Raw genomic sequence first — 24,271 nt, 5'->3', positions numbered from 1 at the left:
ACACTGCTGATCATAACCTGGGCCGTTGGCCCAGGAACCTCAATAGAACAATGATGCCGGAAAACTGTTCCCAACAGATGTATCGGTCATAGCGCTCCAATCTATAATTGTTTCTATATCTTTACCTCCGTTTATTAATGATTACAAAGCACAATATGAACGATAGTGTATTGACCTTGCGATCTGTTAACGTAACACGATATGTAACTCCTTTAAGAGAAGGAGGTTCCATGCCGGCTATTGCAGAAGCAGATGATGATTTTCTTTATGTACTTAAATTCCGGGGTGCTGGTCAGGGCACTAAAGCGCTTATCGCTGAAATATTTGGAGGTGAGATAGCCAGGGCACTTGGCTTGCGTGTTCCCGAGATTGTATTTGCAAGTCTGGATGAAGCTTTTGGAAGGATAGAACCAGACGAAGAAATACAGGATTTGTTAAGAGCGAGTGAAGGTTTGAACCTGGCGTTACATTATTTGTCCGGCGCAATTACTTTTGATCCGCTGGTTACTAAGGTCGATGCAAAGCTTGCTTCACAAATTGTATGGTTGGATTGTCTGTTGATGAATATGGACCGTACAGCAAGAAATACAAATATGTTGATGTGGCACAAGGAACTTTGGTTGATTGACCATGGAGCATCATTGTATTTCCACCATTCCTGGCAGAACTGGGAAGAGCAGGCATTACGCCCTTTTGCTTTAATAAAAGATCACGTATTGCTACCGCTGGCTACAGAACTGGAGGAGGTAGACGCGGAGTTCCGGGCGATAGTAACCCCTTCGCTTATTGAATCGATTGCAGCGGCTGTTCCCGACGAATGGTTAACCGATGAGTATTCATTTGAAAGCTCTGAAGTACACCGGCAAGCTTATGTTCACTTCCTCGAAACCAGGGTCGCTAATTCAGAAATTTTTGTAAAAGCAGCACAAGATGCAAGAGAAGGACTTATTTGAGTATGCTGTAGTTCGCGTTGTACCGAGGGTTGAGCGTGAAGAATTTATTAATGTTGGTTTGGTACTGTACTGCGGGAAAAGGAAATTTCTTGACGTGTTGTTTGAATTGGATGCAGAAAAATTAAGTGTCTTTTGTAAAGAAACGGATATTTCTGTCCTGAGGGAGAACCTGCAAGCTTTTGAGCGTATCTGTGCCGGAGGTGAATTATCGGGCACAATTGGAAAGTTAGATATCGCATCCAGGTTCCGTTGGCTCACTGCAATCCGTAGTACGGTTATACAAACATCGAGAGCCCATGCCGGATTCTGTACTGATCCAAAAAAAACTATGGAAAAATTGTTTGCAGAATTCGTGCTTTAAAAGATCATATTATTAACTTCACTTAAATATTATCCGACTGAAGATGAAAAAGATTGACGACACGAAAGAAAAGGTAATACTTGTAGACGATAACGATAATCAAATTGGAGAAATGTCTAAATTAGAAGCTCATTTTAAAGGAAAACTTCATAGAGCGCTTTCAGTATTTGTATTTAACACTAAAGGTGAGTTACTTATGCAACAGCGTGCAAAAGACAAATATCACTCAGGAGGTAAATGGACCAATACATGTTGCAGTCACCCTAGATTAGGTGAGAAAACTCATGATGCCGCTGTTAGAAGATTAGATGAAGAAATGGGAATGGTAGTGGAGCTTGTTCCTGTTTTCCGTTTTCGCTATCAGGCGGAAGTTATGAAGGGAGTCATTGAACATGAATATGATCATGTATTTTTTGGTGTGACAGATGACCTGCCAGTTATAAATCCAGCCGAGGTTTCTGCCTATGAATATGTTAATATGGATGTTTTGAGTAAAGAATTAATCAGCAATCCCGATAAGTATACAGAGTGGTTAAAGATTAGCTTTGAGGAGGTAATGGACTATTATCTTCAAATGAGGTTTTAAGGTCTGATCTCGGTATTAAATTAAATATATTAGAAGGATTATGTCCTATTCTTCTATTTCTAACCTAAAGAAAATTCAAATATGATTATTGAACCTAAAATGCGTGGGTTTATTTGCCTTACTGCACATCCGGTAGGGTGTGAACAAAATGTAGTTAACCAGATTAACTATGTAAAATCAAAAGGATCTATTGCTGGTCCAAAAAAAGTACTGGTTATTGGTGCATCAACAGGATTTGGTCTTGCTTCAAGAATTACCAGTGCTTTTGGATCTGACGCAGCTACAATTGGGGTTTTCTTTGAAAAACCACCAGCTCCTGGAAAAACGGCATCTCCGGGATGGTACAATAGTGCAGCCTTTGAAAAACAAGCGCATAGTGCTGGCTTATATGCAAAAAGTATCAATGGTGATGCTTTTTCGGATGAAATAAAGCGAAAAACTATTGATTTGATCAAAAGTGACTTAGGTCAGGTTGATCTCGTAATTTATAGTCTTGCGTCTCCTAAAAGAGTACATCCTAAAACCGGTGTGGTACACAGTTCGGTGTTAAAACCTATTGGTGACGATATTTTTACCAATAAAACTGTGGATTTTCACACAGGAGCTGTTTCAAATGTTTCTATCGCTCCTGCCAGCGAAGAAGAAATTGAGAATACCATTGCCGTGATGGGAGGTGAGGACTGGGGGATGTGGATAGATGCGTTGAAATCGGCTGATCTGTTAGCTCCTGGCGCTGCTACGGTTGCTTATTCTTACATCGGTCCTTCTGTAACGGAGGCTGTATATCGTAAAGGAACAATCGGCCGTGCAAAAGATCATTTAGAAGCTATGGCATTTACCATTACTGAAAAGTTAAAAGGAATTGATGGAAAAGCATTTGTGTCTGTAAATAAAGCACTGGTTACACAAGCTAGTTCGGCGATACCGGTAATTCCACTTTATATCTCATTGTTATATAAAATAATGAAGGAGGGTGGTAGCCATGAAGGATGTATTGAACAGATCCAGCGTTTGTTTTCAGAAAGGTTATATACCGGACAAGAAATCCCAACAGATGAAAAAGGTAGAATCCGTATTGATGACTGGGAGATGAGCGACGATGTGCAGCTTAAAGTAGCACAACTTTGGACGGAAGCAACAGACGAAAGTTTGCCGTTGATAGGTGATTTGGCTGGCTACAAAAAGGATTTTCTAAATCTTTTCGGCTTCGATGTTAGCGGTGTGGATTATACAAAGGAAGTTGACGAGATGGTAGAAATACCAGGCTTGGTTTAAGCTGGATAGTGTAATTTTAACACTATAAATACTTGATAATTAATACATTTAGATGTGTTAGTTTCAAAGTAATCTGATATTTTTGCGGCATCAATACGATAACCATGAAAATTAAGAAAGTTCTAATCGCCAATCGGGGCGAAATTGCCATTCGTATAGAACGCGCCTGTAGTGAACTCAATATTCAGACAGTCGCGGTCTATACTTATGAAGACAGGTACTCTTTGCATCGTTATAAAGCAGATGAGGCTTATCAGATAGGAGCAGATCATGAACCACTCAAACCCTATCTTGATATAACTGCCATTATTGAAATGGCTAAATATGCTGAAGCAGATGCCATTCACCCTGGCTACGGATTTTTATCAGAAAATGAAGAGTTTGCAAAGCGCTGTGCTGAAAATAATATCATTTTTATAGGCCCAAGACCAGATGTAATGTCATCTCTTGGCGATAAGGTTACAGCTAAAACCGTAGCTAAAGCTGCAGGTTTACCAATCATTGAAAGTAATGAACCGGTACTTGATACGATTGAGATAGCGCTTAACGAAGCACATCGTATTGGTTATCCACTTATGATTAAGGCAGCTTCAGGCGGCGGTGGTCGTGGCATGCGTATCGTACGGAACGATGAACAGTTGGAAAAAGGGTTTATTGAGGCCCGAAGCGAAGCTAAAAATGCTTTTGGAGACGATACTATTTTTCTTGAGAAATTTATTGATCGCCCACGTCATATTGAAGTTCAGATTGTAGCTGATAATTATGGCGAGGTTGTACACCTTTACGAACGTGATTGTTCTGTTCAAAGACGTTTTCAAAAGGTTGTAGAGGTTGCACCATCTTTAAATCTCACGCAGGATACAAGAAACCAGCTTTATCATTATGCGACTTCCATAGCGAAGGCGGTGAAATATAATAATGTAGGGACTGTCGAATTTTTAATTGACCAAGAGGAGAATATATACTTTATAGAGGTAAATCCTCGCATACAGGTTGAGCATACGGTGACCGAAATGATAACCGGTGTAGATTTGATCAAAACACAGTTGTTTATAGCGGATGGTTACCATCTTTCGGATAATGAAATAGGACTTGGCGAGCAGGATGCTATCATGTGTAATGGTTTTGCGATGCAATGCCGCATTACTACCGAAGATCCGGGAAATGATTTTAAGCCTGATTATGGGACATTGATTACTTACCGGAATGCTACCGGGTTTGGAATACGCCTGGATGAAGGAAGTACGTATCCGGGAATGAAGATTAGTCCCTTTTTTGATTCAATGCTGGTTAAAGTGAGTACCAGTGGGGCCACTTTGGAAGATGCATCAAGGAAAATGAACCGTGCATTGCGTGAATTCAGGATTAGAGGTGTTAAAAATAATGTGCAATTTCTGGAGAACCTCATTAATCATCCAATATTTATACAAGGGAAAGCAACGGTTAACTTTATACAGGAACATCCGGAACTTTTTGAATCTAAAAAACGTTTGGATAGGGGAACGCGAATTCTAACTTATTTAGGGGAGGTCTCTGTAAATGGCAATCCCGATGTCAGGTTCGTGGATGAAAACAAACGACTGGAAAAACCTGAAGTCCCGCCCATTAATCAATATACTCCTTATCCGAAAGGTACGAAAGACCTGTTAACGGAACTTGGCCCGGATGGGTTTTCAAAATGGCTTAAAGCCGAAAAAAAGATACACTATACGGATACCACATTCAGGGATGCGCATCAGTCTTTACTTGCTACCCGCATGCGTACTTATGATATGCTTAAAGTAGCTGAAGGATTTGCAAAACATCACTCGCAGACTTTTAGTATGGAGGCCTGGGGCGGTGCAACTTTTGATGTTTGTCTGCGATTTTTGAATGAAGATCCATGGCGAAGACTAGAGAAGCTGAGGGCTGCAATGCCTAATATTCTAATTCAGATGCTCATTAGGGGATGTAATGGTGTTGGTTATGCAGCTTATCCAGATAACCTGATTGAATCTTTTGTTGAAAAAAGCTGGGAGAAAGGCGTGGATATCTTCAGGATATTTGACTCACTGAACTGGATGGAAAATATTGCACCCTGCATTGAAATGGTGCGTAAAAAGACTGGTGGACTTGCTGAAGGCTCTTTATGTTATACAGGGGATATTTTAGATCCAAAACGTACTAAATATAGCCTGGATTATTATTTGAAATTAGCTAAGAACCTGGAAGATGCGGGTAGCCACATTCTCGGGGTTAAAGACATGTCTGGTTTACTTAAACCATATGCAGCAAAATTATTAATAGAAGCCCTGAAAGACACAGTAAAGATACCAATCCATTTACACACTCATGATACTTCTTCTTTACAGCCAGCTACTTACTTAATGGCGATAGAGGCTGGTGTGGATGTGATTGACTGTGCTTTAGGTGCATTATCTGGTACAACAGCGCAGCCTAATTTCAATTCTATAGTAGAAATGATGCGTTTCCATGAAAGGGAGAATCCGTATGATCAAAAGTCATTAAATGCCTACTCTAACTACTGGGAGACGGTAAGGGAGTACTACTATCCATTTGAATCAGGCTTAAAGGCAAGTTCTGCTGAAGTGTTTGAACATGAAATTCCGGGCGGCCAGTATTCTAATTTAAAACCTCAGGCGATTGCATTAGGTCTGGGAGATCAGTTTGAGCTGATCAAACAGCGATACGCAGATGTAAACCTTCTTTTTGGAGACATAGTAAAGGTGACACCCAGCTCTAAGATTGTAGGGGATATGGCACAATTTATGGTAGCCAATCAGATTACCCCGGAAGATATTTTTGCCCGTGGTGAGCAACTTTCTTTCCCGGAATCTGTAGTCTCATTTTTTATGGGGGAAATTGGACAACCCGAAGGTGGATTCCCGGAAGCATTACAACGCATTTTGTTAAAAGGTAAGACTCCGTTTACCGACCGGCCAAATAAACACCTTGCCCCATTGGATCTGGAACAGGAATTTGAGGCTTTTAAAAAAGAGTATGGAGATGACTTGAGTTATACCATGTACCTGGCTTATAAGTTTTATCCAAAAGTAACTACTGATGCCATAAAGGCCTTTAGATTGTATGGTGATGTTTCGGTAATCCCTACCCAATATTTCTTTTATGGTATGAAGCCGGGGGAAGAAACAACTATAGAAATAGCTAAAGGAAAAACATTACTGATTCGTCTGCTGTCCATTGGCCCTGCAGATGATAAAGGAATGCGTACTGTATTTTTTAAATTAAACGGACAGACCCGTAATATTGAAATCCAGGATAAATCTATAAAGGTTGTTAAGTTAGAAAACCGAAAAATAGATAAGGGGTTTTCCAATCAAATTGGTTCCCCGTTACAGGGTTTATTGTCTAAGATTTTTGTTAAACCTGGCGACCAGGTAAAAAAGAATCAACCTCTTTTTATGATTGAAGCCATGAAAATGGAATCAAATATTTCTGCAATAGCCGATGGAGTGGTGAAATCTATTGCTTTATCTGCCGGGACAATGGTTAACACCGATGACCTAATCCTTGAATTAGCAGATAATTAACCTACTGAATGGCTGTTAGGAACTGTTCCTAACAGCCATTTTATACCAATACTTCCTGCTCCGGATGATCTAAGCCGGTGCTATGACTGCTGATGTCAGAAAAAGTCAATATAGTTTATTAATTAGCCAAAAGTCCTTTATACGTTAGAAAATAACGATAACGATTGCGTAAATATTTTCCCTTGAAGACTGTTTTTACTTGCAATTATTATGTAGAATTGTTTCTTGACAAAGAATTTTTGACGGACGTAATTAAAGGAATTACATATCTTAAGGCACTAATTGGTGTTTTGAGATCATTACGAGCAGACGAGTATTAAAATAATAATTACACAAAAATTAAAAAACCAAATATAATGAACCAGGAAAAGATTGGGAAGTACAGGTGGACGATATGTGCCATGTTATTTTTTGCAACTACAATAAATTATATGGATCGACAAGTTCTTTCCCTGACATGGAAAGAATTTATTGCACCAGAATTTCATTGGACAAATAATGATTATGGTAATATTACAGCCCTATTTTCTATTTTTTATGCTGTTTCTATGCTATTCGCCGGGCGTTTAGTGGATCGTTTGGATACAAAAAAAGGATTTTTATGGGCTATTGGTGTATGGTCAGTAGGAGCTGTTATTCATGCATTTTGTGGAATAGCAACTTCGGGCTTGTTAACCGGAGAATGGTTAGTAGGCTTTGAAGGATCAAAAGAAGCTATTTCCCGTGTTGGTGATACTTCATTGGTTATTAGCACAAGTGTTACTTTGTTCATCTTTGCCCGCTTTGTACTTGCAGTGGGTGAAGCAGGTAATTTTCCCGCAGCAATTAAAGCGACCGCTGAGTATTTCCCTAAAAAAGACAGAGCTTTTTCAACGAGTATTTTTAACGCAGGAGCAACTGTAGGCGCATTGGCGGCACCGATAACAATTCCTTTTATTGCCGAAGCATATGGATGGGAGATGTCTTTCATCATCATAGGTGCTTTGGGCTTTGTTTGGATGGGTTTCTGGATATACATGTATCATAAACCTGAGGTTCACCCAAAGGTGAATGCCGCAGAGCTGGCTTATATACAGCAAGATCTTATTGCAGATAGAAAACTTGTTGACTATGTTGAAGAAACCACAACAAAAGTAACTTTTGTAGATTGTTTCAAATTCAAACAAACCTGGGCGTTTGCAGTTGGAAAGTTTATGACCGACGGTGTTTGGTGGTTTTTCCTTTTCTGGACACCAGCTTATTTAAGCTCCGTGTATCACATGGATTCAACAGAAAGTGCATTCCCATTGTTTGTTCTTTATTCAATAACCCTGCTTTCGATAATAGGAGGATGGTTACCTACTTATTTCGTAGAGAAGAAAGGCATGAACCCTTATGCAGGACGGATGAAATCTATGCTGATTTTCGCCTTCTTCCCACTACTAGCATTACTTGCACAACCATTAGGCCATATTACATACTGGATTCCAGTTATCATTATCGGTATTGCAGGAGCAGCCCATCAGGCATGGTCAGCAAATATTTTCTCAACTGTAGGAGATATGTTTCCTAAAAAGGCAATTGCAACCATAACAGGGATTGGTGGTATGGCCGGCGGTATCGGTGCATTTATCATCAACAAAAGTTCGGGCGTATTATTTGACTATGCTGGTCAGAACCAAATGGTGTTTATGGGCTTTAAAGGTGAGGAAGCCGGTTATTTCATTATTTTCTCTATTTGTGCAGTTTGTTATTTAATTGGCTGGAGCATTATGAAAACGCTTGTACCGAAGTATAAACCTATTACAACCTTGTAATACCTAAATAATACCTAAACTAATATTACCTAAATGTTTCTAAAAGATCAGCTCGATTCAATTTTCGTAGATGAAAATCAGATCCCTGAAGAGTTCAAATTACCTGAAGAACTACACCAGCGCGAATACCTGAGCAATGGTGAAATGCGTACATGGAATGGTGAAGTGCACGAAGTGCTTTCGCCTGTATGTATCAAAACCGATAAAGGCCTGCAACGTAAGTTGATAGGAACCTACCCGCTTTGTAGTGAAAAGGAAGCGAAGGAAGCACTTGCTGCTGCTGTAGCGGCTTACGATAATGGCCGTGGAGAATGGCCAACTATGAGTGTTGCGGACCGTATTAAATGCGTAGAGCAGTTTACACATAGAATTATTGAAAAGAAGTCAATAGTTGTAAAACTGTTGATGTGGGAAATTGGTAAATCGTATGGTGATTCGGTAAAAGAGTTTGATCGTACGGTTGAGTACATTTATGCAACGATTGATGCCTTAAAGGATTTAGATAGGCAGTCGTCTAAGTTTAGTATTGAGCAGGGGATTGTTGCCCAAATCAGGCGTTCTCCACTTGGTGTAGTACTTTGTATGGGGCCTTTTAACTACCCATTAAATGAGACTTTTACAACATTAATTCCTGCGCTTATTATGGGGAACACGATGTTGTTTAAACCGCCTAAACATGGTACCTTATTACATTATCCTTTATTAGAAGCTTTCAGAGATTGTTTTCCTAAAGGGGTAGTGAATACGATATATGGTCGTGGTAATAAAATCATCCCAGACTTGATGAAATCAGGTCAGATTAATGTTCTGACATTAATTGGATCAAGTAAAGTGGCTAATGAACTTAAAAAACTGCATCCAAAAGTAAATAGATTGCGGGCTATTTTAGGGCTTGACGCCAAGAATGCAGCTATCATCACTTCGAAAGCCGATATCAATCTTGCTGTGCAGGAAACGGTTTTAGGCGCTTTATCCTTTAACGGACAAAGATGTACTGCGCTAAAAATTATTTTTATACACCGTAGCCTGGCAGATGTATTTTTAAAAGAGTTATCAGCTGCTGTGGCTAAATTAAAATTTGGTATGCCATGGGAGCCAGGCGTTGCATTAACACCTCTTCCAGAACCGCATAAGCCTGCTTATTTGAAAGATTGCGTAGCTGATGCGGTAGCGAATGGCGCGAGTGTAATAAATGAAAACGGTGGAGATACTGTTGAATCATTTGTTTATCCGGCTATTGTTTATCCGGTGACGAAACAAATGAAATTATATACTGAAGAACAATTTGGTCCTGTTATCCCTGTTGTGCCTTTTGATGATCTGGAAGAACCGATTCAATATTTAATCGATTCTACTCATGGACAGCAAGTGAGTATTTTTAGCGATGATAATGAAGAAGTAGCAGCATTAATAGATCCATTAGTGAACCAGGTAAGCAGAGTTAACATCAATTGTCAATGTCAGCGCGGACCAGATGTATTTCCATTCACAGGAAGAAAAGACAGTGCTGAGGGAACATTATCTGTGGTTGATGCACTCCGTTCGTTTTCTATCAGATCCCTGGTGGCGACAAAACTGAATGAAAGCAACAAACATTTGATTAATGAGATTGTTGATAGTAACAGCTCCAACTTTCTAAGTACTAAATATTTATTTTAGCAGTTCTTTGTTTTGGTACGCTACTTTATATGGTGTGCCAAAACATTTTTTTAAAAAGTGGATTCGGGATCTTCCTGATCATCTTCCGAATCTGCGATGCGCGCTTTCTTAAAGAAGGCGACTGCTATCGCAATAAGAAAAGCTAAGTTGATAACAACATGTGGAATTACATTAAATAAAGCAGTTGTTTCGAGTAGCTTATCTACCAATACCCCAACTGATACTATAATTAATGTCGCATAAATGATCGCGGCTATTTTGGGGTTAGGTGAATATTCAATTAGTTTTCTGATTACAAAAATTGCAATAGCTATTCCAAAGATAAACAAGGCATACCAGAAAATGTCAGATGCCGTTATTTCAGACCATATTTTTCCAGTAGAAGAATTGAATCTGCTGAACTGTGACAATGCAAATTTTGCCAGAATAAGATAGGAAAGACACCAAAAAAGATAGAATCCTATTGTAATGAGTAACCAGTGAAGAGCAAGTTTAAATTTAGATGTATACATATGTCTGGAAATTAAACATTTGTATTCAAATTTAATTACAATTACTGAAATTGTCAATAACTTTTGTTAAGATTAAATAATTAATACTTCTTTTCTAAAAAATAAATACTTTGTCTTATTATTCTATGAAAGAATGTCAGGAGATTTTCTTAACATTGCTTTTACCTAAACTAACCGAATGGATAATAAGCTGGTGCATCATCTGTTATGGGAGCGTTTGCGGATAGGGGATCAAGATGCTTTTTTTGACCTTTATAAAGCTCTCTATTACGATCTTGTTAATTTTGGCATACGTGTATGCGGTGATGCTGAAACTGCTGGTGAAGCTGCTGAATCGGTATTTATAACCATTTGGGAGAAACATGAGCAACTGAACAGGGTTGACAACGTTCCGGCTTATCTCCGTACTTTTTTAAAGAGGAAGATTCTAAGGCTGCTTGAAAGAAAGCGGAAAATTAATGATGCACTTGTAAATGCAGGCGCTGAAGGGGAATGGATGGAAATGTCTTATGAAGAGTTTATTGTTAAAGTTCAGACTGATGAACTGGTTCGCTATAAACTTAAAAGTGCTTTACAAAAATTAACATATAGACAGAAACAACTGATCCATCTTAAATTTTTTGATGGATTAAGCTATGAACAAATTGCCGAACAAACTACCCAAACCATAAAAACTGCTTATAATACCATTTATGATGCGCTTAAAATTTTGCGAAAAGAACTAAAGGATTAAAAAAACAAATGTCTGTACCCTTCTTTTTGGTGGGTTAAATGATGTTTTTTATGGAAAAATAAAAAAAAGTAAAATATTCTTAGGAAAAGATGAGATTATAAGGCACTGGTATTATAAAAGCCAAATATTATGATTGATCGTAGTCTTTTCAATATTGAAGACTTTCTTGTAGACAACACTTTCCAGCTGTATTGTGCTGGTAAAGATAAACTTTGTGTCACTTATTGGGAGAATTACATTAAGGCCCATCCCGAGCAGGAAGCCATTATAATGGATGCTAAGCGTTTTTATATGATATTAAGTGGTCATAAGAAACCACTTAATAGCCAGCTTGAGCTCATGAAAAAGGAGATTATGGAGGAACAACAGCACCTTATTGTTCCAATTAAAAGGTCTTACACCTGGCTAAAAGTAGCTGCCGTCTTTCTATTGATCTCTGGTATATTGCTGTTTTATACCACCAATATCGGGCAAAAAGAACCTATTAAAAACTTAGTGACCAGCTATAGCACAAATGGTGCTGAGCGCAAGAAAATTACTTTGCCTGACGGCACTGTAATCATGTTAAATGCTAAAAGCTCGCTACAGTTAAACAAAGACTTTAACATTAATAACAGGGAAGTTACTTTAATAGGAGAAGCTTTTTTTGATGTTACACATGATAAAAACAAACCTTTTAAAGTGCTTACTGCAGATTTTGACATCAATGTGCTTGGAACCACATTTAATGTTAAAGCTTATCCTGATGAGGCTACATCAGAAGCTGTATTGATTAAGGGGGTTATTGTTATGGAGGGCAATAGAAGTAAAGGTAATTCTATTACACTTAAACCAAGTCAGAAAGTTACATTTTATAAAGTACTTCCAGAGTTACCGAGCAAAAAGCAACAAATTGTTGCAGCTAAATATCCAGAAATCACAATAAACAGCTATACAAAGAAAAACGACAGCACCATAGTAGAGATGGCCTGGGTACAAAACCGTCTGGAAATTCAGGACCAGAGTTTTGCTGATCTTAAAAGAATATTGGAAAGATGGTATAATGTAGAGATTGTATTTACAGATAATGACATTGAGAAATACCACTTCACTGCAACTTTTAAAGACGAAACATTAGTAGAAGTATTAACAGCACTGCAAGGTGCAGAACATTTTAGCTATGAAATAAAAGGAAAACAAGTTATCATATCAAAGTAGAATAGGAAGGGGCGGTGTTGACGCACCACCCCCTTATTTTTTTGATATAAGCAATGGCAGTTTATGCGCAAACAGATTTCTGCCAAGTACTATCGCAACCAAAAAAACAAAAATATGATTAATTCTTACTTAGTGCAAGAGTTCTTTAATTATAAAGTGCTCCTAAAATTCATTGTCATAATGAAATTAACGTGTGTTTTCATTTTCATTACGTGTTTGAACGTATCAGCATCGGTCTTTTCTCAGCAAAAGATCTCGATGGACGTTAAGCGAACCAAGCTGAGCAAGGTGTTGAAAATCATCGAAGCACAGAGTGGTTATCACTTCGTATACAGTTCAGCCAATGTACCGGTAAACAGAGATGTTACCCTTAACGTTAAAGACACACCTGTTGGAGAAATCCTTGCAAAAATCTTCAACAGTACCAATTTAAAATTTGCTATTTCTGATGGTGGCCTGATTGTCATCAGCCGAATGCAGGACATTAAAATTAATGGGCTTGTTAAAGATGCCCATGGCATGCCGTTACCCGGAGCAAATGTTCGTATTAAGGGTAGTGCCGCAGGTACATCTACAGACATAAATGGTCGATTTAGTCTTGTAGTACCAGCAAATGCAATCATAGTGATATCCTATTCAGGTTTTCAGTCTAAAGAAATCACAGTTGGTTCGAAAATAAGTTTTGATGTTGAACTGGAAGAGGATACTAAATTATTAAGTGAAGTTGTTGTTACAGCTTTAGGCATTAAAAAGGAACGCAGAGCACTTGGTTATTCTGTTTCTCAGATCCAGGGCGAGACGCTAACACAGGCCAGAGAAGTTAACGTTGCCAATTCATTAATAGGCAAAGTAGCCGGCCTAGATATTAGCTCTACATCGGGAGGCCCGGGCGCAGCAACAAGTGTTGTGATTCGCGGCGTCTCCAGCTTAAGTCAAAGTAATCAACCATTGTATGTAATCAACGGTGTGCCAATGGAGAATAAGCCTATTGGTTTGAATAATGTGAACCCTAATGGTAACTCCGGGAGTCAATGGGACAATGCACCAGATCTTGGCGATGCAATTGGTAATATTAATCCTGATGATATAGAAAGTATTTCTGTCTTGAAAGGAGCGGCAGCTTCTGCATTGTATGGTTCGAGGGCCAAAGCTGGTGTAATTTTGATTACCACCAAAAGTGGAAAAGGAAATGGCATTGACTTTAACAGTAATTATGTTATCGAGCAGGTAATGGACCGTACTGACTGGCAATATGTATATGGACAGGGTGCTGACGGCGTAAAGCCAGTAGACGGGCCTGGTGCTTCTCAGGTTGGAGGTTCAAGTTGGGGGGCTAAGTTGGATGGTAGCGGTGTGCCTCAGTTCGACGGGGTTGCGAGGCCTTACGTGGCACAAAAAAATAACATCAAAGATTTTTATAAGGATGGACACACCTGGTCTAATACATTAGCATTAAATAAGAGCTTTGACGGTGGAACACTCCGCTTTTCGGCAAGTGATATCAAAAATAACTCAGTAGTTCCAAATTCTGGTTTGGATAGGCAATCATTTAATTTAGTAGGCACGTTTTCGCCGGTAAAACGCCTGACTATTGATGCAAGGGCTAATTATATTCTTGAGCAGGCTAAGAATCGTCCAATGGTATCAGATGGTGCGGGAAATGCTAATTTCAACACCGTTTTTTTGCCAACGAGTATTAGTGTGAAAGACTTAAAACCATGGAAAACTGCTGATGGAAAAGAAATTCAGTATAATAAGGGTAATTCATTCGCTACGAACCCATGGTTTGCTGCTAATGAATTTATAAATAATACAAAAAGGGACCGGTTAATAAGCTCATTCAATGCTCGTTATACGTTTGATAACGGGTTGTTTTTACAAGGTCGTGCCGGAAGGGACGCCTATACCGACAGCTATAAAAATGTTGTTCCTTCTGGTACGGCATATTATGCAGCAGGTAAAATTGCAGAGCAAAAAACAAAGTTCGCTGACGTAAATGCAGATATCCTTGTTGGTAAATCGTTTGTGATTAACAATGACTTTACACTAACACCAAATTTAGGGGCAAGTTATAGAAACACCAGGATTAATCAAATGACGAATAACGGTACTGATTTCGCTGTATTTGGTGTATATAATATAATGAATGCCACGAAAAAATCTGTAAATTATCTGGAGAGCGAATCAGAAACTCAATCTGCTTACGGAACTTTAGAATTCTCTTATAAAGATATCTTGTATTTAACTGGTAGCGGACGTATCGATTGGTTCTCATCGCTGGCTACTCCCGGGAAAGACAACCCGCTTAACGTTATATATCCATCGATAAGTGGTTCATTTGTATTTTCTGAATTATGGAAACCATCATTTTTAAGTTTTGGTAAACTGAGAGCAGGTTATGCAGTTGTAGGACAGGCTACTGATCCTTACCAGACCCAATTGACATATGCATTTAAAAGTGAAACTTTAGGAGATAAACCTCTGGGTATAATTAGCAATTTATTTATACCAAACCCGAGTTTAAAAGCTTCAAAAGCGACTGAACTTGAGGTGGGTACTGAGCTGAGATTTCTTAATGACCGACTGAATATTGATTTCACATTGTATAAGAAAAGGTCTGAGGACGAGATCACTTATATTGCGACCTCACCAACAACAGGTTATAATGGTGCTGTATTAAATTCAGGTGAAATTGAAAATAAAGGTGTTGAAGCTTTAATCTCAGGTGTTGTATTAAAGAGTGATAATTTTAGTTGGACAAGTTCTATAAATGCAACATACAATGATAATACGGTATTGTCTCTTGCTGATGGGTTAGATGTTCTTCCAATTGCTACCTCTCGTTCGGGAGTTGGTTTTTTACAAAGTATGCCAGGCAAATCTGCATCGCAGGTAGTTGCATACGATTTTAAATATGATGGCAATGGAAATATTATGAAGGATGCACTTGGTGAACCATCAAGAGGTGCACTTAAAGCATATGGATCGGCCTATAACAAGTGGTTTGCCGGTTGGAATAATGAGTTCAATTACAAAGGTGTTTCCTTATCGTTTTTGATTGATGGTAAGTGGGGTGGTAAACTTTTTTCTGCGACCGATTATTACGGCTATATCTTTGGCTTACATAAGGCTACATTGGAAAATCGTGAAACACTGGGCACCACAGCTGCTAAATTTTACGAAAACACGGCTAATAATGCATCTCATAAGTTCGTACAAGACGCGAGTTTTATCAAATTCAGACAATTGACATTGGGATACAACTTCCCTGCAAAATTATTTAACAATAGAATTAAGAGCTTAAACGTAAGCATGGTTGGACGTAATCTTTTCATCTTAATGAAGAAGACAGACAATATTGATCCCGAATCAAGCTATAATGCTACATTCCCAGGACTGGAATTGGGTGGATTACCCCCAGTTAGAACATTCGGTTTAAACCTAAGCGTTAAATTTTAATTTTAAGAAGAAAGAATAATGAAAACGAATATATTCAACAAATATAGCCTGGTAGCGCTTATTGGTGTTTTACTGGGAACAGCTTGTACAAAGGATTTCAAAGATATAAATACGAATCCGGTAGCTTACGGGCCAAATAGTTTTGACCCTAACTATATACTAACCACAGCACAACTTAATTATACTGGAAGTATAGATTTTTCTTACGACACCTGGAGAGGAAATCTTATATATGGTTCAACAATGATGCAAGGATTTTCAACTGTAGTGAGCTATTGGGCCGGGGATAAATACATGCTCAACGAGCTATATACTGCGGCGTATTGGGGTACGAGTGCTGTTGGTGCGTATATTGAGCAGGTAAGGCCCATAGTTGATGTTGTCGAATCAACAAGAGGAAAAGCAAAATATACCAATGTTCATAATGTAGCAAGGATATGTAAAGCATTGATCTTGTCTAGAATTACTGATCTATATGGCGATGTCCCTTACTCGGAAGCAGGACAAGGTTACTATAAAGCTTCTTATACGCCTAAATATGATAGCCAACAATCTATTTACGCTGATCTTTTAAAAGAAGTAGAGGAAGCTTCTAATGCTTTAAATGACAATGGAGATAAAGTTACAGGAGACGTAATTTACAAAGGTGACATAGGAAAATGGAAGCGGTTTTCTAATACTTTGTTATTGCGTTTAGCAATGAGGTTAACTAAGGTTGATGAGAATACTGCTAAAAGCTATGCGCAGAAGGTTATTGGTAAAACAATGATCGGTAATGATGATAATGCATTTATTACACATGATCTTGGAGGTGCAAGGGTAACACAGAACAGGAATAGCCAGGTACTGTTAGGGGATGGGGGCCAGGAAAATTATTATACAAAATGGTCTAAAACCTTTATCGACTTGCTTAAGACTACAAATGATCCTCGTTTAGGCAAAGTTGCCGTAACTAAGTTATATTTAGTGGAAACAGGAAAAGAGCAGAACGCAGCCTATGACGCAAACCCGGCAATTCAAAAAGGAATGCCTAACGGTAAAGATTTAAGTGGAATAGCGGGGAGAGATGTTAGACAAGATCCTACTTTTACAAGCTTTCCTGATTATTCTTCTCCAAATCCGGGTATGCTAAAAAGAAATGGTGTAACATTTATTATGACTTATGCTGAAAGTGAATTCTTACTGGCAGAAGCTGCTCAACGATGGAACATTGGTGGTTCAGCGGCGACACATTATAAAGAAGGCCTAAAATCTGCTATAACGTATTTAGCTCAATATGATGCAAATTTGGCAATTACCGAAAATGTAGCTGAAACTTTTGCTAATGCCAATCCATATAATGCCGGATCTGGTTTACAGATGATCAATACACAGATGTGGTTACATACGAATACGATGTTGGATTTCTACGAAAGCTGGTGTAATTGGCGCCGTTCGGGATTCCCGGTACTTACTCCCGTAGTTTATCCTGGTAATGCTACAAATGGAACTATTCCACGTCGTTTTCCTTATCCTTCTGATGAAGCAGCCAAGAATGGTGCAAATCAAACGGCCGCTGCTGCACTTATTGTTGGTGGGGATAAATTGACTGGCAGAGTATGGTGGGATAAATAATCCCTTCCGATTTTGACTATCTCTATTAAAAAAGAGCCTGTATCATTATGATCAGGCTCTTTTTTTAAAACGTTAGATTACAATTTATAAATTGATAAGCTCGGCTTCAATTTTAAGGTATTGTTTTAAGAGCTCAATTTGATTGTTAGCCCTGTTGAAATTATGGTCTTCATATTTCGCTCCGTAGTAAATGTCATTTTGCAGGTAATCAGACAAAAAACGAATGGCTTGCATATAGATAATAAATTTACCGGCATAAATAAAATATGGTTTTTCTGCCTCACTTAATACATCATTCATTTCTCCCATATAACCATCAAAAATTGCTTTATAGAAATCTTTTCTGATATGGATTTTACTAAAATCTGTTTCCTCCTCACTTACAGCACTTAAATATGTCCTCATCATATCACCAACATCACTGATAAAATAACCGGGCATTACTGTATCCAGATCGATTACGCATAAGCCTTTATTTTGATCATCAAATAATATGTTACTGATTTTGGTATCGTGATGAATTACTCGTAAGGGAATTGCGCTATTATTTAATATTTCCTGGTAGGTATCAACTATATCCTGATGATCATTGATAAACTTAATGCTATCCTGTGATTTTTCCAGTCGTGCGGCCGATGCCCCATTACAAGCTGTTTTGAACTGATCAAATCTCAGAGCCAGGTTATGAAAATTTGGAATGGTAATATTCAGCTCATTTACATTAAACCCATCCAGAATTTTAGAGAATTTTCCAAATTGCTTTGCTGCTTCGTAAGCTTCTTCCTTTTTTGTTAATGTATTGAGAGAAACAGAGCCCTCTACAAAAGGAAACAACCTGTAGTATCCATTTTCAATATGCAATAAGGATTCACCATTTATGGCAATTACGGGTGAAATAAAAAGATATTCAGGGTTTTCTTTACTCAGATAATTTCGAAGTAATGTCAGGTTTTGATCAATAGCTGCCGGACTTTTAAAAACATCACTATTTACTTTTTGTAAGATGTAGTTTTCTTTATCAGTATTAACTTTCCAGGTATGGTTAATTAAACCATCACCAAATTGCAGGACAGTTGTTTTTTGAGGATCAAGACCGTAGAGACTTAGAATATTTTGGAACATGTGTTTAGTATAGTGGTTGATAAAACCAAACTTAGATATTTATGATGCAAAAAACTTGTGCAAACGTTTGCGCGAAATTACTTGTGACCAGCTAGGATCAGTTCAGATTCAACAACCACATTAAAATACGCTTGTTCTGCTCCCGATTCGTTTCTTGGTTTATTAATCAGATCTATGAGTATATCAGCCGCCTTTTTACCTTGCTTATAGGGGAACTGCTCAACAGAAGCAATAGGTGTGTAATCCATGTAATTTATAATTGGAAGGTTTGCGTAACTTACAAAATCAATATCTTGCAATCCCAGCGATTTTGCATAACGCATAGCGAATAAAGCCACGTAATCATTAAAAGTTACAATTGCTGTGGGCTTGCGACGATGGTTTAACAGGGTGTCCATAGCCTCAATCGTGCTTTCTTCTGAAAGGTCACAACCGATAAGAAGGGAAGGATCAAATTTTAGTCTGTTTGCAATCATTGCTTTAATATAACCTTCTTTTCGTTCATGACTTGCAACTAAAGTAGCTGGTCCATTGATCATGCCAATGGTACGATGGCCTTTTTTCAATAGAAAATTTACTGCATCAAAAGTTCCCGTTTCAAGATTTGAACTTACATAATGTATGTCTTTAATGGGAGGGATTCGATCAAAGAAAACGACTGGAATATTTAACTTTTTAAAAATCTCGAAATGCTCAAAAGTACTGGTTGTTTTTGATACAGAAACCAATAAGCCATCTACTCTTTGTGTCCTCATCTTCGCTACCAGAAGTTTCTCTTTTTCAGCATCATCGTGCGACTGCGCTAATAAAACAGTGTAGTTTCGCTTGTACGCGATATCTTCAATACCACTTATTGCTGCAGAAAAAAATGACTCAGAAAGCTCAGGCAAAATGACGCCAATTACAAAAGATTTGCCATGTAAAAATTGTATTGCTTTTTGATTAGGCTCGTAATTTAATTCAGCAGCCAATTTTTTAACCCTCATTTTTGTGGTTAAACCTATGCTCGAATGATCATTCAGAGCTCTTGATACTGTCGATACCGAAATCTTAAGTATTTTGGCTATTTCCTTAATGGTGGTTGGTTTATCAGGTGTCATCTTCAAATATTAAAATAAACTTTAACATTCCAGTAAAAAACTGGCATCGATTTGCCTTTTAATGCTAAAATCGTACTAAAAGTAACGCAAACGTTTGTTCATAGCTGAGTTATATAAACATGCATTTGTTGCTATTTAATATCTGTCTCCTCTTATTAGATAACGTGTTTAGTAGTCATTTATGTCTGTTTTTTATAAAATATCAAACGTTTGCGTGTTTTTTTGCTTATTTATTTATAGCGGTTAACTGGATAGTTCTATAACTTGGAAGGATATTTAGTATAATCAATGAACTAAACAATATGAACAGAAGAGAATTTGTTAAAAACAGCAGTATAACCGCTGCTGCTGCAACCGTTTTACCAGGTAGTTCTTTATTTGCGGCCACTGTAGCAGATAAAGTTAAAGTGGCAATGATAGGAGTAGGCTTGCGTGGTCAAAACCACTTGAATCTATTATTAAAAAGGGCAGATGTTGATTTGGTTGCAATTTGTGACGTGGATGAAAAGATGCTAGCCTCTGCGAAAGCTATGATTGCTAAAAGTGGTAAACCAATGCCTAAAATATTTACAGGTGATGACTACGCCTGGAAGAAAATGTTGGCGACAAAGGGACTTCAGTCAGTTGTAATATCAACCCCATGGGAATGGCATAAAGAAATGATCATTAAATCAATGGAAGCCGGACTTAAGTATGTAGCTTCTGAAGTAATGATTGGAACTACTTTGCAGGATCATTGGGATGTTGTTCAGGCGGCAGAAAAACACGAGGCTCATGTAATGATGCTTGAAAATGTTTGCTATCGCAGGGATGTTATGGCAGTTTTAAACATGGTTAGACAAGGCGTTTTTGGTGAAATCCTTCATTTGCAAGGCGGTTATCAGCATGATTTAAGAGCCATTAAATTTAATGATGGTACCAGCGGTGTAGGAGCAGAATTTGGAGATAAAGGTTTTTCTGAAGCGAAATGGAGAACAAATCACTCGGTGCATCGTAATGGCGACCTTTACCCAACACATGGTATTGGACCAGTTGCCCACTGTGTTAACATCAATAGAGGAAACAAATTTCTGAAATTAAACTCGTTTGCGACAAAGTCAAGAGGGTTACATAATTATATAGTTAAACACGGAGGCGAAAATCACCCTAATGCGAAAGTAAACTTCCGTCTTGGAGATATCGTAACTACTACTATTGACTGCGCAAATGGTGAAACTATTATTTTGCAACACGATACTAATCTTCCAAGACCATATTCTTTGGGCTTTAGAGTACAAGGAACAAATGGAATTTGGATGGATCTAAACAGAAGTATTCATATTGAAGGTGTAAGCAAACCGCACCAGTGGGATAACCAGGATAAATGGTTGGAAAAATATGATCACCCACTATGGAAAAAGTATGGTAACGATGCAGAAGGTGCCGGACATGGTGGAATGGATTTCTTTGTAATACATGCTTTCATTGAAGCTGCTAAAAGAAATGAACCGACTCCTCTTGATGTTTATGATGCTGCAGCATGGAGCGCTATCACTCCGTTAAGTGAGCAGTCTATAGAAATGGGCAACGAGACCATTGATTTTCCTGATTTTACCAGCGGTAAATGGATGTCAAGAAAGCCTATTTTTGCATTAAATGATGATTATTAATAAATTTTATATTGAATTTTAATTTCCATCTTGTATTGTATGACAAAGCCTTGCTTTTAATAAAGCAGGGCTTTTGTCATTTTTATGCACAATTTTTCAAAAAATATTCATGTTAACATTAACTTAACATTGAATACGCATCTTTGTGCATGTTTATAAATATTCTGGCAATTACATTTGTCCTTTTTGCACTTACAGCGGCCTTTAAAATGGATACACCTTTACAAGGCTTTTTATTTATTCTTGCACTTTGCATTGTTTCAAGCGTACTCTTTTTATTCATTTCCTTTCCGGGCCCTTCTGGTTTGTCGGTAGCATTAATGATGGGTGCTTTTATTTTCAGACAAGCCAAGAAATAGCACCCGTTTTACAAGTTTGCGAGTGTTGATGAAAGTTCTACTGAAAATTGAATGTCTTCATGCATAATTAAAAACCCTTATAATTATCTAGAAAACAATTATTTTAATTACGGATAAAGAATTCTGTGTTTTATTTCACGATATTGTAAGAATTTTATAACATTCTGTTAAATAATTCTTAAATTTATTATGAAATAAAGTTCACAAAAATATACTTCGTAAATTATGAAAACTTTAGGCGAAAAATTTAGAATACTCCGTCAAAAAAAAGGGGTAAATCAAAAGGCAATGGCAGATCTATTGGAAATTTCAATACCTGCATATTCGAAACTGGAAACAGGTATTACCGATCCAAATTTCAGTAGAATAAATCAGATAGCCCAGGTACATGAATTGACATTAAGAGAATTTTTGGACGTTGGTGAAGAGGGGGCAAGTGAACAAGAACAGATTGTTAAACAACTAAAAGATAAGATTAATCAACTTGAAAGTTCTGTAATCAGACTACAAAGTAAATTAATTGATCTTTATGACCGTGATGAGCAAAGGAAATGAAGTTTAAAGAACATACATTATCCGGTAAATAATGCATGTTCTTTAAACTTATTTAATCGTAACGGCTATTTTTTGTTGACCAGTTTGATTAATAGTTGGCAACGCTCAGTTAACCAACTGTAACCGCTTGCGTCTTCAGGTTTCATAAATAACTTAGAACCAAATCCTAAAGCAGTAACACCTGCATTCAACCAACTGTCAATATTTTCTTTATTTACATCAACACCGCCGGTCGGCATAAACTTGAGATTAGGAAATAAGGGTTTAATTGCTTTTAGAAAACCGATCCCTAAAGTATCACCTGGGAATAATTTAACCAGAGATGCGCCTAGCTCCTCAGCCAGATTAATTTCAGTAGGCGTCATACATCCCGGAATCCAAAATATATTGTTTGCAGCGCAAACCTGCGCTAAATCGGGTCTTACAATCGGACTTACAATAAAATCTGCTCCAAGCTTGATGTATGCTTCGGCCTGTTCAACAGTTTTTATGGTTCCAATACCAAGTTGCATATCTGTAAAGTGTTCATTTCTATATGCCAAAAGAGCTTTGAAGTTTTGCGGCGCGTTTGCTCCACGGTTGGTGAATTCAAACACGCGGATACCGCCAGCGTAACTTGCCTTCAGTACTTCTATACAGGTTTGTTCATCTTCATTATAATAAACCGGAATAACAGGATAGTCTTGAATTACTTTTAAAGGGTTTGTTGCTGTCTTCATCTGTATATGATTGTTGTTGTTTAATTATTATTAATAGATCAGCATTTATTTATAAATGCCATGTTAAATATTTCCGTTACCAAAATCACCTTTTACGAATAGCTTATTGTAACCCGAAGAAGTAGCTTTATCTATAATTTCGGCACCATCATTACTGGTTAATAAACCATAGATTAAACCAGCCATAAATGCATCGCCACTACCAATTCTATCGACTACTTCATTCGTTTCGAATACTTCGGAAATATAATTTTGATCTGGGGTATGATAGGTTCCGTAAAACAAATTATGCTTTGGATTATCCATAAACCGGAATGTATAAGCGATGTGTTTACATTGCGGAAATTGGTTAAATACCCCCTTCGCAGAAATATTAGCGTGTTGCTTATAGTCTTCGACAGTTGTTTCACGATTTAAACTTTCATCGACAGGAATACCCAACATTTTATTTACGGCCCAAATGTTACCCATAATCACATCACAGTGTGCAACCAATTCAGGCATTATATCAATAGGCTGCTTACCGTAGTCCCATAACCGACTTCTATAATTGAGGTCGACGGATATTTTTAACCCTTTTGCCCTTGCAGCAATTAACGCTTCTTTACAAACAGCAGCCATGTTTTCGTTTAACGCAGGGGTGAGAGCTGTCCAATGAAACCAGGTATGGCCTTCTAAAACTTTATCCCAATCAATTACTCCAGGTTTTAGGCTGCTGAATGAAGAAAACTTTCGGTCGTAAACAACTTCTCCACTGGTTAATCCATTGGCCGACAATAAAAAATATAATCCTAATCTGTCTCCTGCCAACAAAGTTTTCTTTGTGTTTACATTCAATTGTTCTAATACCTGAAGCGCACTATTTGCCAATGCATTGTCGGGTACACAACTTACGTAAGAGCAGGGAATATTCCATTGTCCGAGTGAAGCAGATACATTTGCTTCAGAGCCTCCGGGAAATAAATTTACTGTATGGTTCTTAGAAATAAATTGATCTTCAGAGGAACTAAACCGTAACAACAGTTCCCCAAATACCAATATGTTTTCTTGATTTAGCATAGTTTTAATGAT

The 24,271-nt window shown here is 37.8% G+C and carries 19 protein-coding genes; 13 read left to right on the top strand and 6 right to left on the bottom strand.

Annotation, left to right across the window (positions count from 1 at the left end):
• The first annotated feature begins 155 nt into the window (after positions 1-155).
• The 7 genes from R2Q84_RS01115 (at position 156) to R2Q84_RS01085 (ending at position 10,181) form a co-directional block, all read left to right on the top strand.
• Entirely contained in the window at positions 156-953 is a 798-nt protein-coding gene (locus R2Q84_RS01115) for a HipA family kinase (RefSeq protein WP_316815941.1), read from the top strand.
• Positions 931-1,314, top strand: a complete 384-nt coding sequence (locus tag R2Q84_RS01110; RefSeq protein ID WP_316814674.1) for a DUF3037 domain-containing protein — start codon at positions 931-933, stop codon at positions 1,312-1,314. Before R2Q84_RS01115 ends, R2Q84_RS01110 begins: the two co-directional genes overlap by 23 nt.
• A gap of 43 nt (positions 1,315-1,357) precedes the next feature.
• Complete coding sequence (idi, locus tag R2Q84_RS01105; protein WP_316814673.1) at positions 1,358-1,900, top strand: isopentenyl-diphosphate Delta-isomerase; 543 nt, start codon at positions 1,358-1,360, stop codon at positions 1,898-1,900.
• A gap of 81 nt (positions 1,901-1,981) precedes the next feature.
• Positions 1,982-3,175 carry an enoyl-ACP reductase FabV gene (fabV, locus tag R2Q84_RS01100; protein WP_316814672.1) on the top strand — a complete coding sequence of 398 codons (1,194 nt, stop codon included), beginning with the start codon at positions 1,982-1,984 and terminating at the stop codon, positions 3,173-3,175.
• 104 nt (positions 3,176-3,279) lie between these two features.
• Complete coding sequence (locus R2Q84_RS01095) at positions 3,280-6,726, top strand: pyruvate carboxylase (RefSeq protein ID WP_316814671.1); 3,447 nt, start codon at positions 3,280-3,282, stop codon at positions 6,724-6,726.
• A gap of 356 nt (positions 6,727-7,082) precedes the next feature.
• A complete protein-coding gene (locus tag R2Q84_RS01090) occupies positions 7,083-8,522 on the top strand; it encodes an MFS transporter (RefSeq protein ID WP_316814670.1) in 1,440 nt (479 codons plus the stop codon).
• A 33-nt stretch (positions 8,523-8,555) separates the two neighbouring features.
• Positions 8,556-10,181, top strand: coding sequence for an NADP-dependent glyceraldehyde-3-phosphate dehydrogenase (locus R2Q84_RS01085; RefSeq protein ID WP_316814669.1), 1,626 nt, complete (start codon positions 8,556-8,558; stop codon positions 10,179-10,181).
• 50 nt (positions 10,182-10,231) lie between these two features.
• On the opposite strand, the gene R2Q84_RS01080 is transcribed toward R2Q84_RS01085, so the two are convergent.
• Complete coding sequence (locus tag R2Q84_RS01080; RefSeq protein WP_316814668.1) at positions 10,232-10,693, bottom strand: hypothetical protein; 462 nt, start codon at positions 10,691-10,693, stop codon at positions 10,232-10,234.
• Between the two features lie 178 nt (positions 10,694-10,871).
• Between R2Q84_RS01080 and R2Q84_RS01075 the strand changes: the two genes are divergently transcribed.
• The 4 genes from R2Q84_RS01075 to R2Q84_RS01060 all read left to right on the top strand — a co-directional run bounded on the left by R2Q84_RS01075 (position 10,872) and on the right by R2Q84_RS01060 (position 17,696).
• The gene (locus tag R2Q84_RS01075) at positions 10,872-11,426 is read left to right on the top strand and encodes an RNA polymerase sigma factor (protein WP_316814667.1); all 555 of its coding nucleotides are present in this window, start codon (positions 10,872-10,874) and stop codon (positions 11,424-11,426) included.
• 129 nt (positions 11,427-11,555) lie between these two features.
• Positions 11,556-12,623 carry a FecR family protein gene (locus R2Q84_RS01070; RefSeq protein WP_316814666.1) on the top strand — a complete coding sequence of 356 codons (1,068 nt, stop codon included), beginning with the start codon at positions 11,556-11,558 and terminating at the stop codon, positions 12,621-12,623.
• Between the two features lie 180 nt (positions 12,624-12,803).
• Positions 12,804-16,082 carry a SusC/RagA family TonB-linked outer membrane protein gene (locus tag R2Q84_RS01065; RefSeq protein ID WP_316814665.1) on the top strand — a complete coding sequence of 1,093 codons (3,279 nt, stop codon included), beginning with the start codon at positions 12,804-12,806 and terminating at the stop codon, positions 16,080-16,082.
• 18 nt (positions 16,083-16,100) lie between these two features.
• Entirely contained in the window at positions 16,101-17,696 is a 1,596-nt protein-coding gene (locus tag R2Q84_RS01060) for a SusD/RagB family nutrient-binding outer membrane lipoprotein (protein ID WP_316814664.1), read from the top strand.
• 84 nt (positions 17,697-17,780) lie between these two features.
• Here R2Q84_RS01060 and R2Q84_RS01055 read toward each other — a convergent pair whose 3' ends face one another.
• Together R2Q84_RS01055 and R2Q84_RS01050 are read right to left on the bottom strand one after the other, a co-directional pair.
• Positions 17,781-18,818 (bottom strand): aminoglycoside phosphotransferase family protein, encoded by a 1,038-nt coding sequence (locus R2Q84_RS01055; protein WP_316814663.1) that lies wholly within the window; start codon positions 18,816-18,818, stop codon positions 17,781-17,783.
• 77 nt (positions 18,819-18,895) lie between these two features.
• Positions 18,896-19,918, bottom strand: coding sequence for a LacI family DNA-binding transcriptional regulator (locus R2Q84_RS01050; protein ID WP_316814662.1), 1,023 nt, complete (start codon positions 19,916-19,918; stop codon positions 18,896-18,898).
• A 302-nt stretch (positions 19,919-20,220) separates the two neighbouring features.
• Between R2Q84_RS01050 and R2Q84_RS01045 the strand changes: the two genes are divergently transcribed.
• Positions 20,221-21,567 carry a Gfo/Idh/MocA family protein gene (locus R2Q84_RS01045; protein ID WP_316814661.1) on the top strand — a complete coding sequence of 449 codons (1,347 nt, stop codon included), beginning with the start codon at positions 20,221-20,223 and terminating at the stop codon, positions 21,565-21,567.
• A 118-nt stretch (positions 21,568-21,685) separates the two neighbouring features.
• On the opposite strand, the gene R2Q84_RS01040 is transcribed toward R2Q84_RS01045, so the two are convergent.
• Entirely contained in the window at positions 21,686-21,919 is a 234-nt protein-coding gene (locus R2Q84_RS01040; RefSeq protein WP_316814660.1) for a hypothetical protein, read from the bottom strand.
• A 232-nt stretch (positions 21,920-22,151) separates the two neighbouring features.
• On the opposite strand from R2Q84_RS01040, the gene R2Q84_RS01035 reads away from it, so the two are divergent.
• Complete coding sequence (locus tag R2Q84_RS01035) at positions 22,152-22,481, top strand: helix-turn-helix transcriptional regulator (RefSeq protein ID WP_316814659.1); 330 nt, start codon at positions 22,152-22,154, stop codon at positions 22,479-22,481.
• A gap of 65 nt (positions 22,482-22,546) precedes the next feature.
• Here the strand turns inward: R2Q84_RS01035 and R2Q84_RS01030 are convergent, their stop codons facing one another.
• A complete protein-coding gene (locus R2Q84_RS01030; protein ID WP_316814658.1) occupies positions 22,547-23,200 on the bottom strand; it encodes a bifunctional 4-hydroxy-2-oxoglutarate aldolase/2-dehydro-3-deoxy-phosphogluconate aldolase in 654 nt (217 codons plus the stop codon).
• Between the two features lie 63 nt (positions 23,201-23,263).
• The gene (locus tag R2Q84_RS01025) at positions 23,264-24,259 is read right to left on the bottom strand and encodes a sugar kinase (RefSeq protein WP_316814657.1); all 996 of its coding nucleotides are present in this window, start codon (positions 24,257-24,259) and stop codon (positions 23,264-23,266) included.
• Positions 24,260-24,271: the final 12 nt, after the last annotated feature.

This window comes from Pedobacter nyackensis (assembly GCF_032678475.1).
Classification (GTDB): domain Bacteria; phylum Bacteroidota; class Bacteroidia; order Sphingobacteriales; family Sphingobacteriaceae; genus Pedobacter; species Pedobacter nyackensis_A.
Note: the sequence above shows the minus strand (reverse complement) of the source record. Positions and strands in the feature narration are given on the sequence as shown.

Coding starts and splice junctions, on each gene's coding strand:
- R2Q84_RS01115 (WP_316815941.1), top strand. CDS start 156: ATGAACGATAGTGTATTGACCTTGCGATCTGTTAACGTAACACGATAT.
- R2Q84_RS01110 (WP_316814674.1), top strand. CDS start 931: ATGCAAGAGAAGGACTTATTTGAGTATGCTGTAGTTCGCGTTGTACCG.
- idi (WP_316814673.1), top strand. CDS start 1,358: ATGAAAAAGATTGACGACACGAAAGAAAAGGTAATACTTGTAGACGAT.
- fabV (WP_316814672.1), top strand. CDS start 1,982: ATGATTATTGAACCTAAAATGCGTGGGTTTATTTGCCTTACTGCACAT.
- R2Q84_RS01095 (WP_316814671.1), top strand. CDS start 3,280: ATGAAAATTAAGAAAGTTCTAATCGCCAATCGGGGCGAAATTGCCATT.
- R2Q84_RS01090 (WP_316814670.1), top strand. CDS start 7,083: ATGAACCAGGAAAAGATTGGGAAGTACAGGTGGACGATATGTGCCATG.
- R2Q84_RS01085 (WP_316814669.1), top strand. CDS start 8,556: ATGTTTCTAAAAGATCAGCTCGATTCAATTTTCGTAGATGAAAATCAG.
- R2Q84_RS01080 (WP_316814668.1), bottom strand. CDS start 10,693: ATGTATACATCTAAATTTAAACTTGCTCTTCACTGGTTACTCATTACA.
- R2Q84_RS01075 (WP_316814667.1), top strand. CDS start 10,872: ATGGATAATAAGCTGGTGCATCATCTGTTATGGGAGCGTTTGCGGATA.
- R2Q84_RS01070 (WP_316814666.1), top strand. CDS start 11,556: ATGATTGATCGTAGTCTTTTCAATATTGAAGACTTTCTTGTAGACAAC.
- R2Q84_RS01065 (WP_316814665.1), top strand. CDS start 12,804: ATGAAATTAACGTGTGTTTTCATTTTCATTACGTGTTTGAACGTATCA.
- R2Q84_RS01060 (WP_316814664.1), top strand. CDS start 16,101: ATGAAAACGAATATATTCAACAAATATAGCCTGGTAGCGCTTATTGGT.
- R2Q84_RS01055 (WP_316814663.1), bottom strand. CDS start 18,818: ATGTTCCAAAATATTCTAAGTCTCTACGGTCTTGATCCTCAAAAAACA.
- R2Q84_RS01050 (WP_316814662.1), bottom strand. CDS start 19,918: ATGACACCTGATAAACCAACCACCATTAAGGAAATAGCCAAAATACTT.
- R2Q84_RS01045 (WP_316814661.1), top strand. CDS start 20,221: ATGAACAGAAGAGAATTTGTTAAAAACAGCAGTATAACCGCTGCTGCT.
- R2Q84_RS01035 (WP_316814659.1), top strand. CDS start 22,152: ATGAAAACTTTAGGCGAAAAATTTAGAATACTCCGTCAAAAAAAAGGG.
- R2Q84_RS01030 (WP_316814658.1), bottom strand. CDS start 23,200: ATGAAGACAGCAACAAACCCTTTAAAAGTAATTCAAGACTATCCTGTT.
- R2Q84_RS01025 (WP_316814657.1), bottom strand. CDS start 24,259: ATGCTAAATCAAGAAAACATATTGGTATTTGGGGAACTGTTGTTACGG.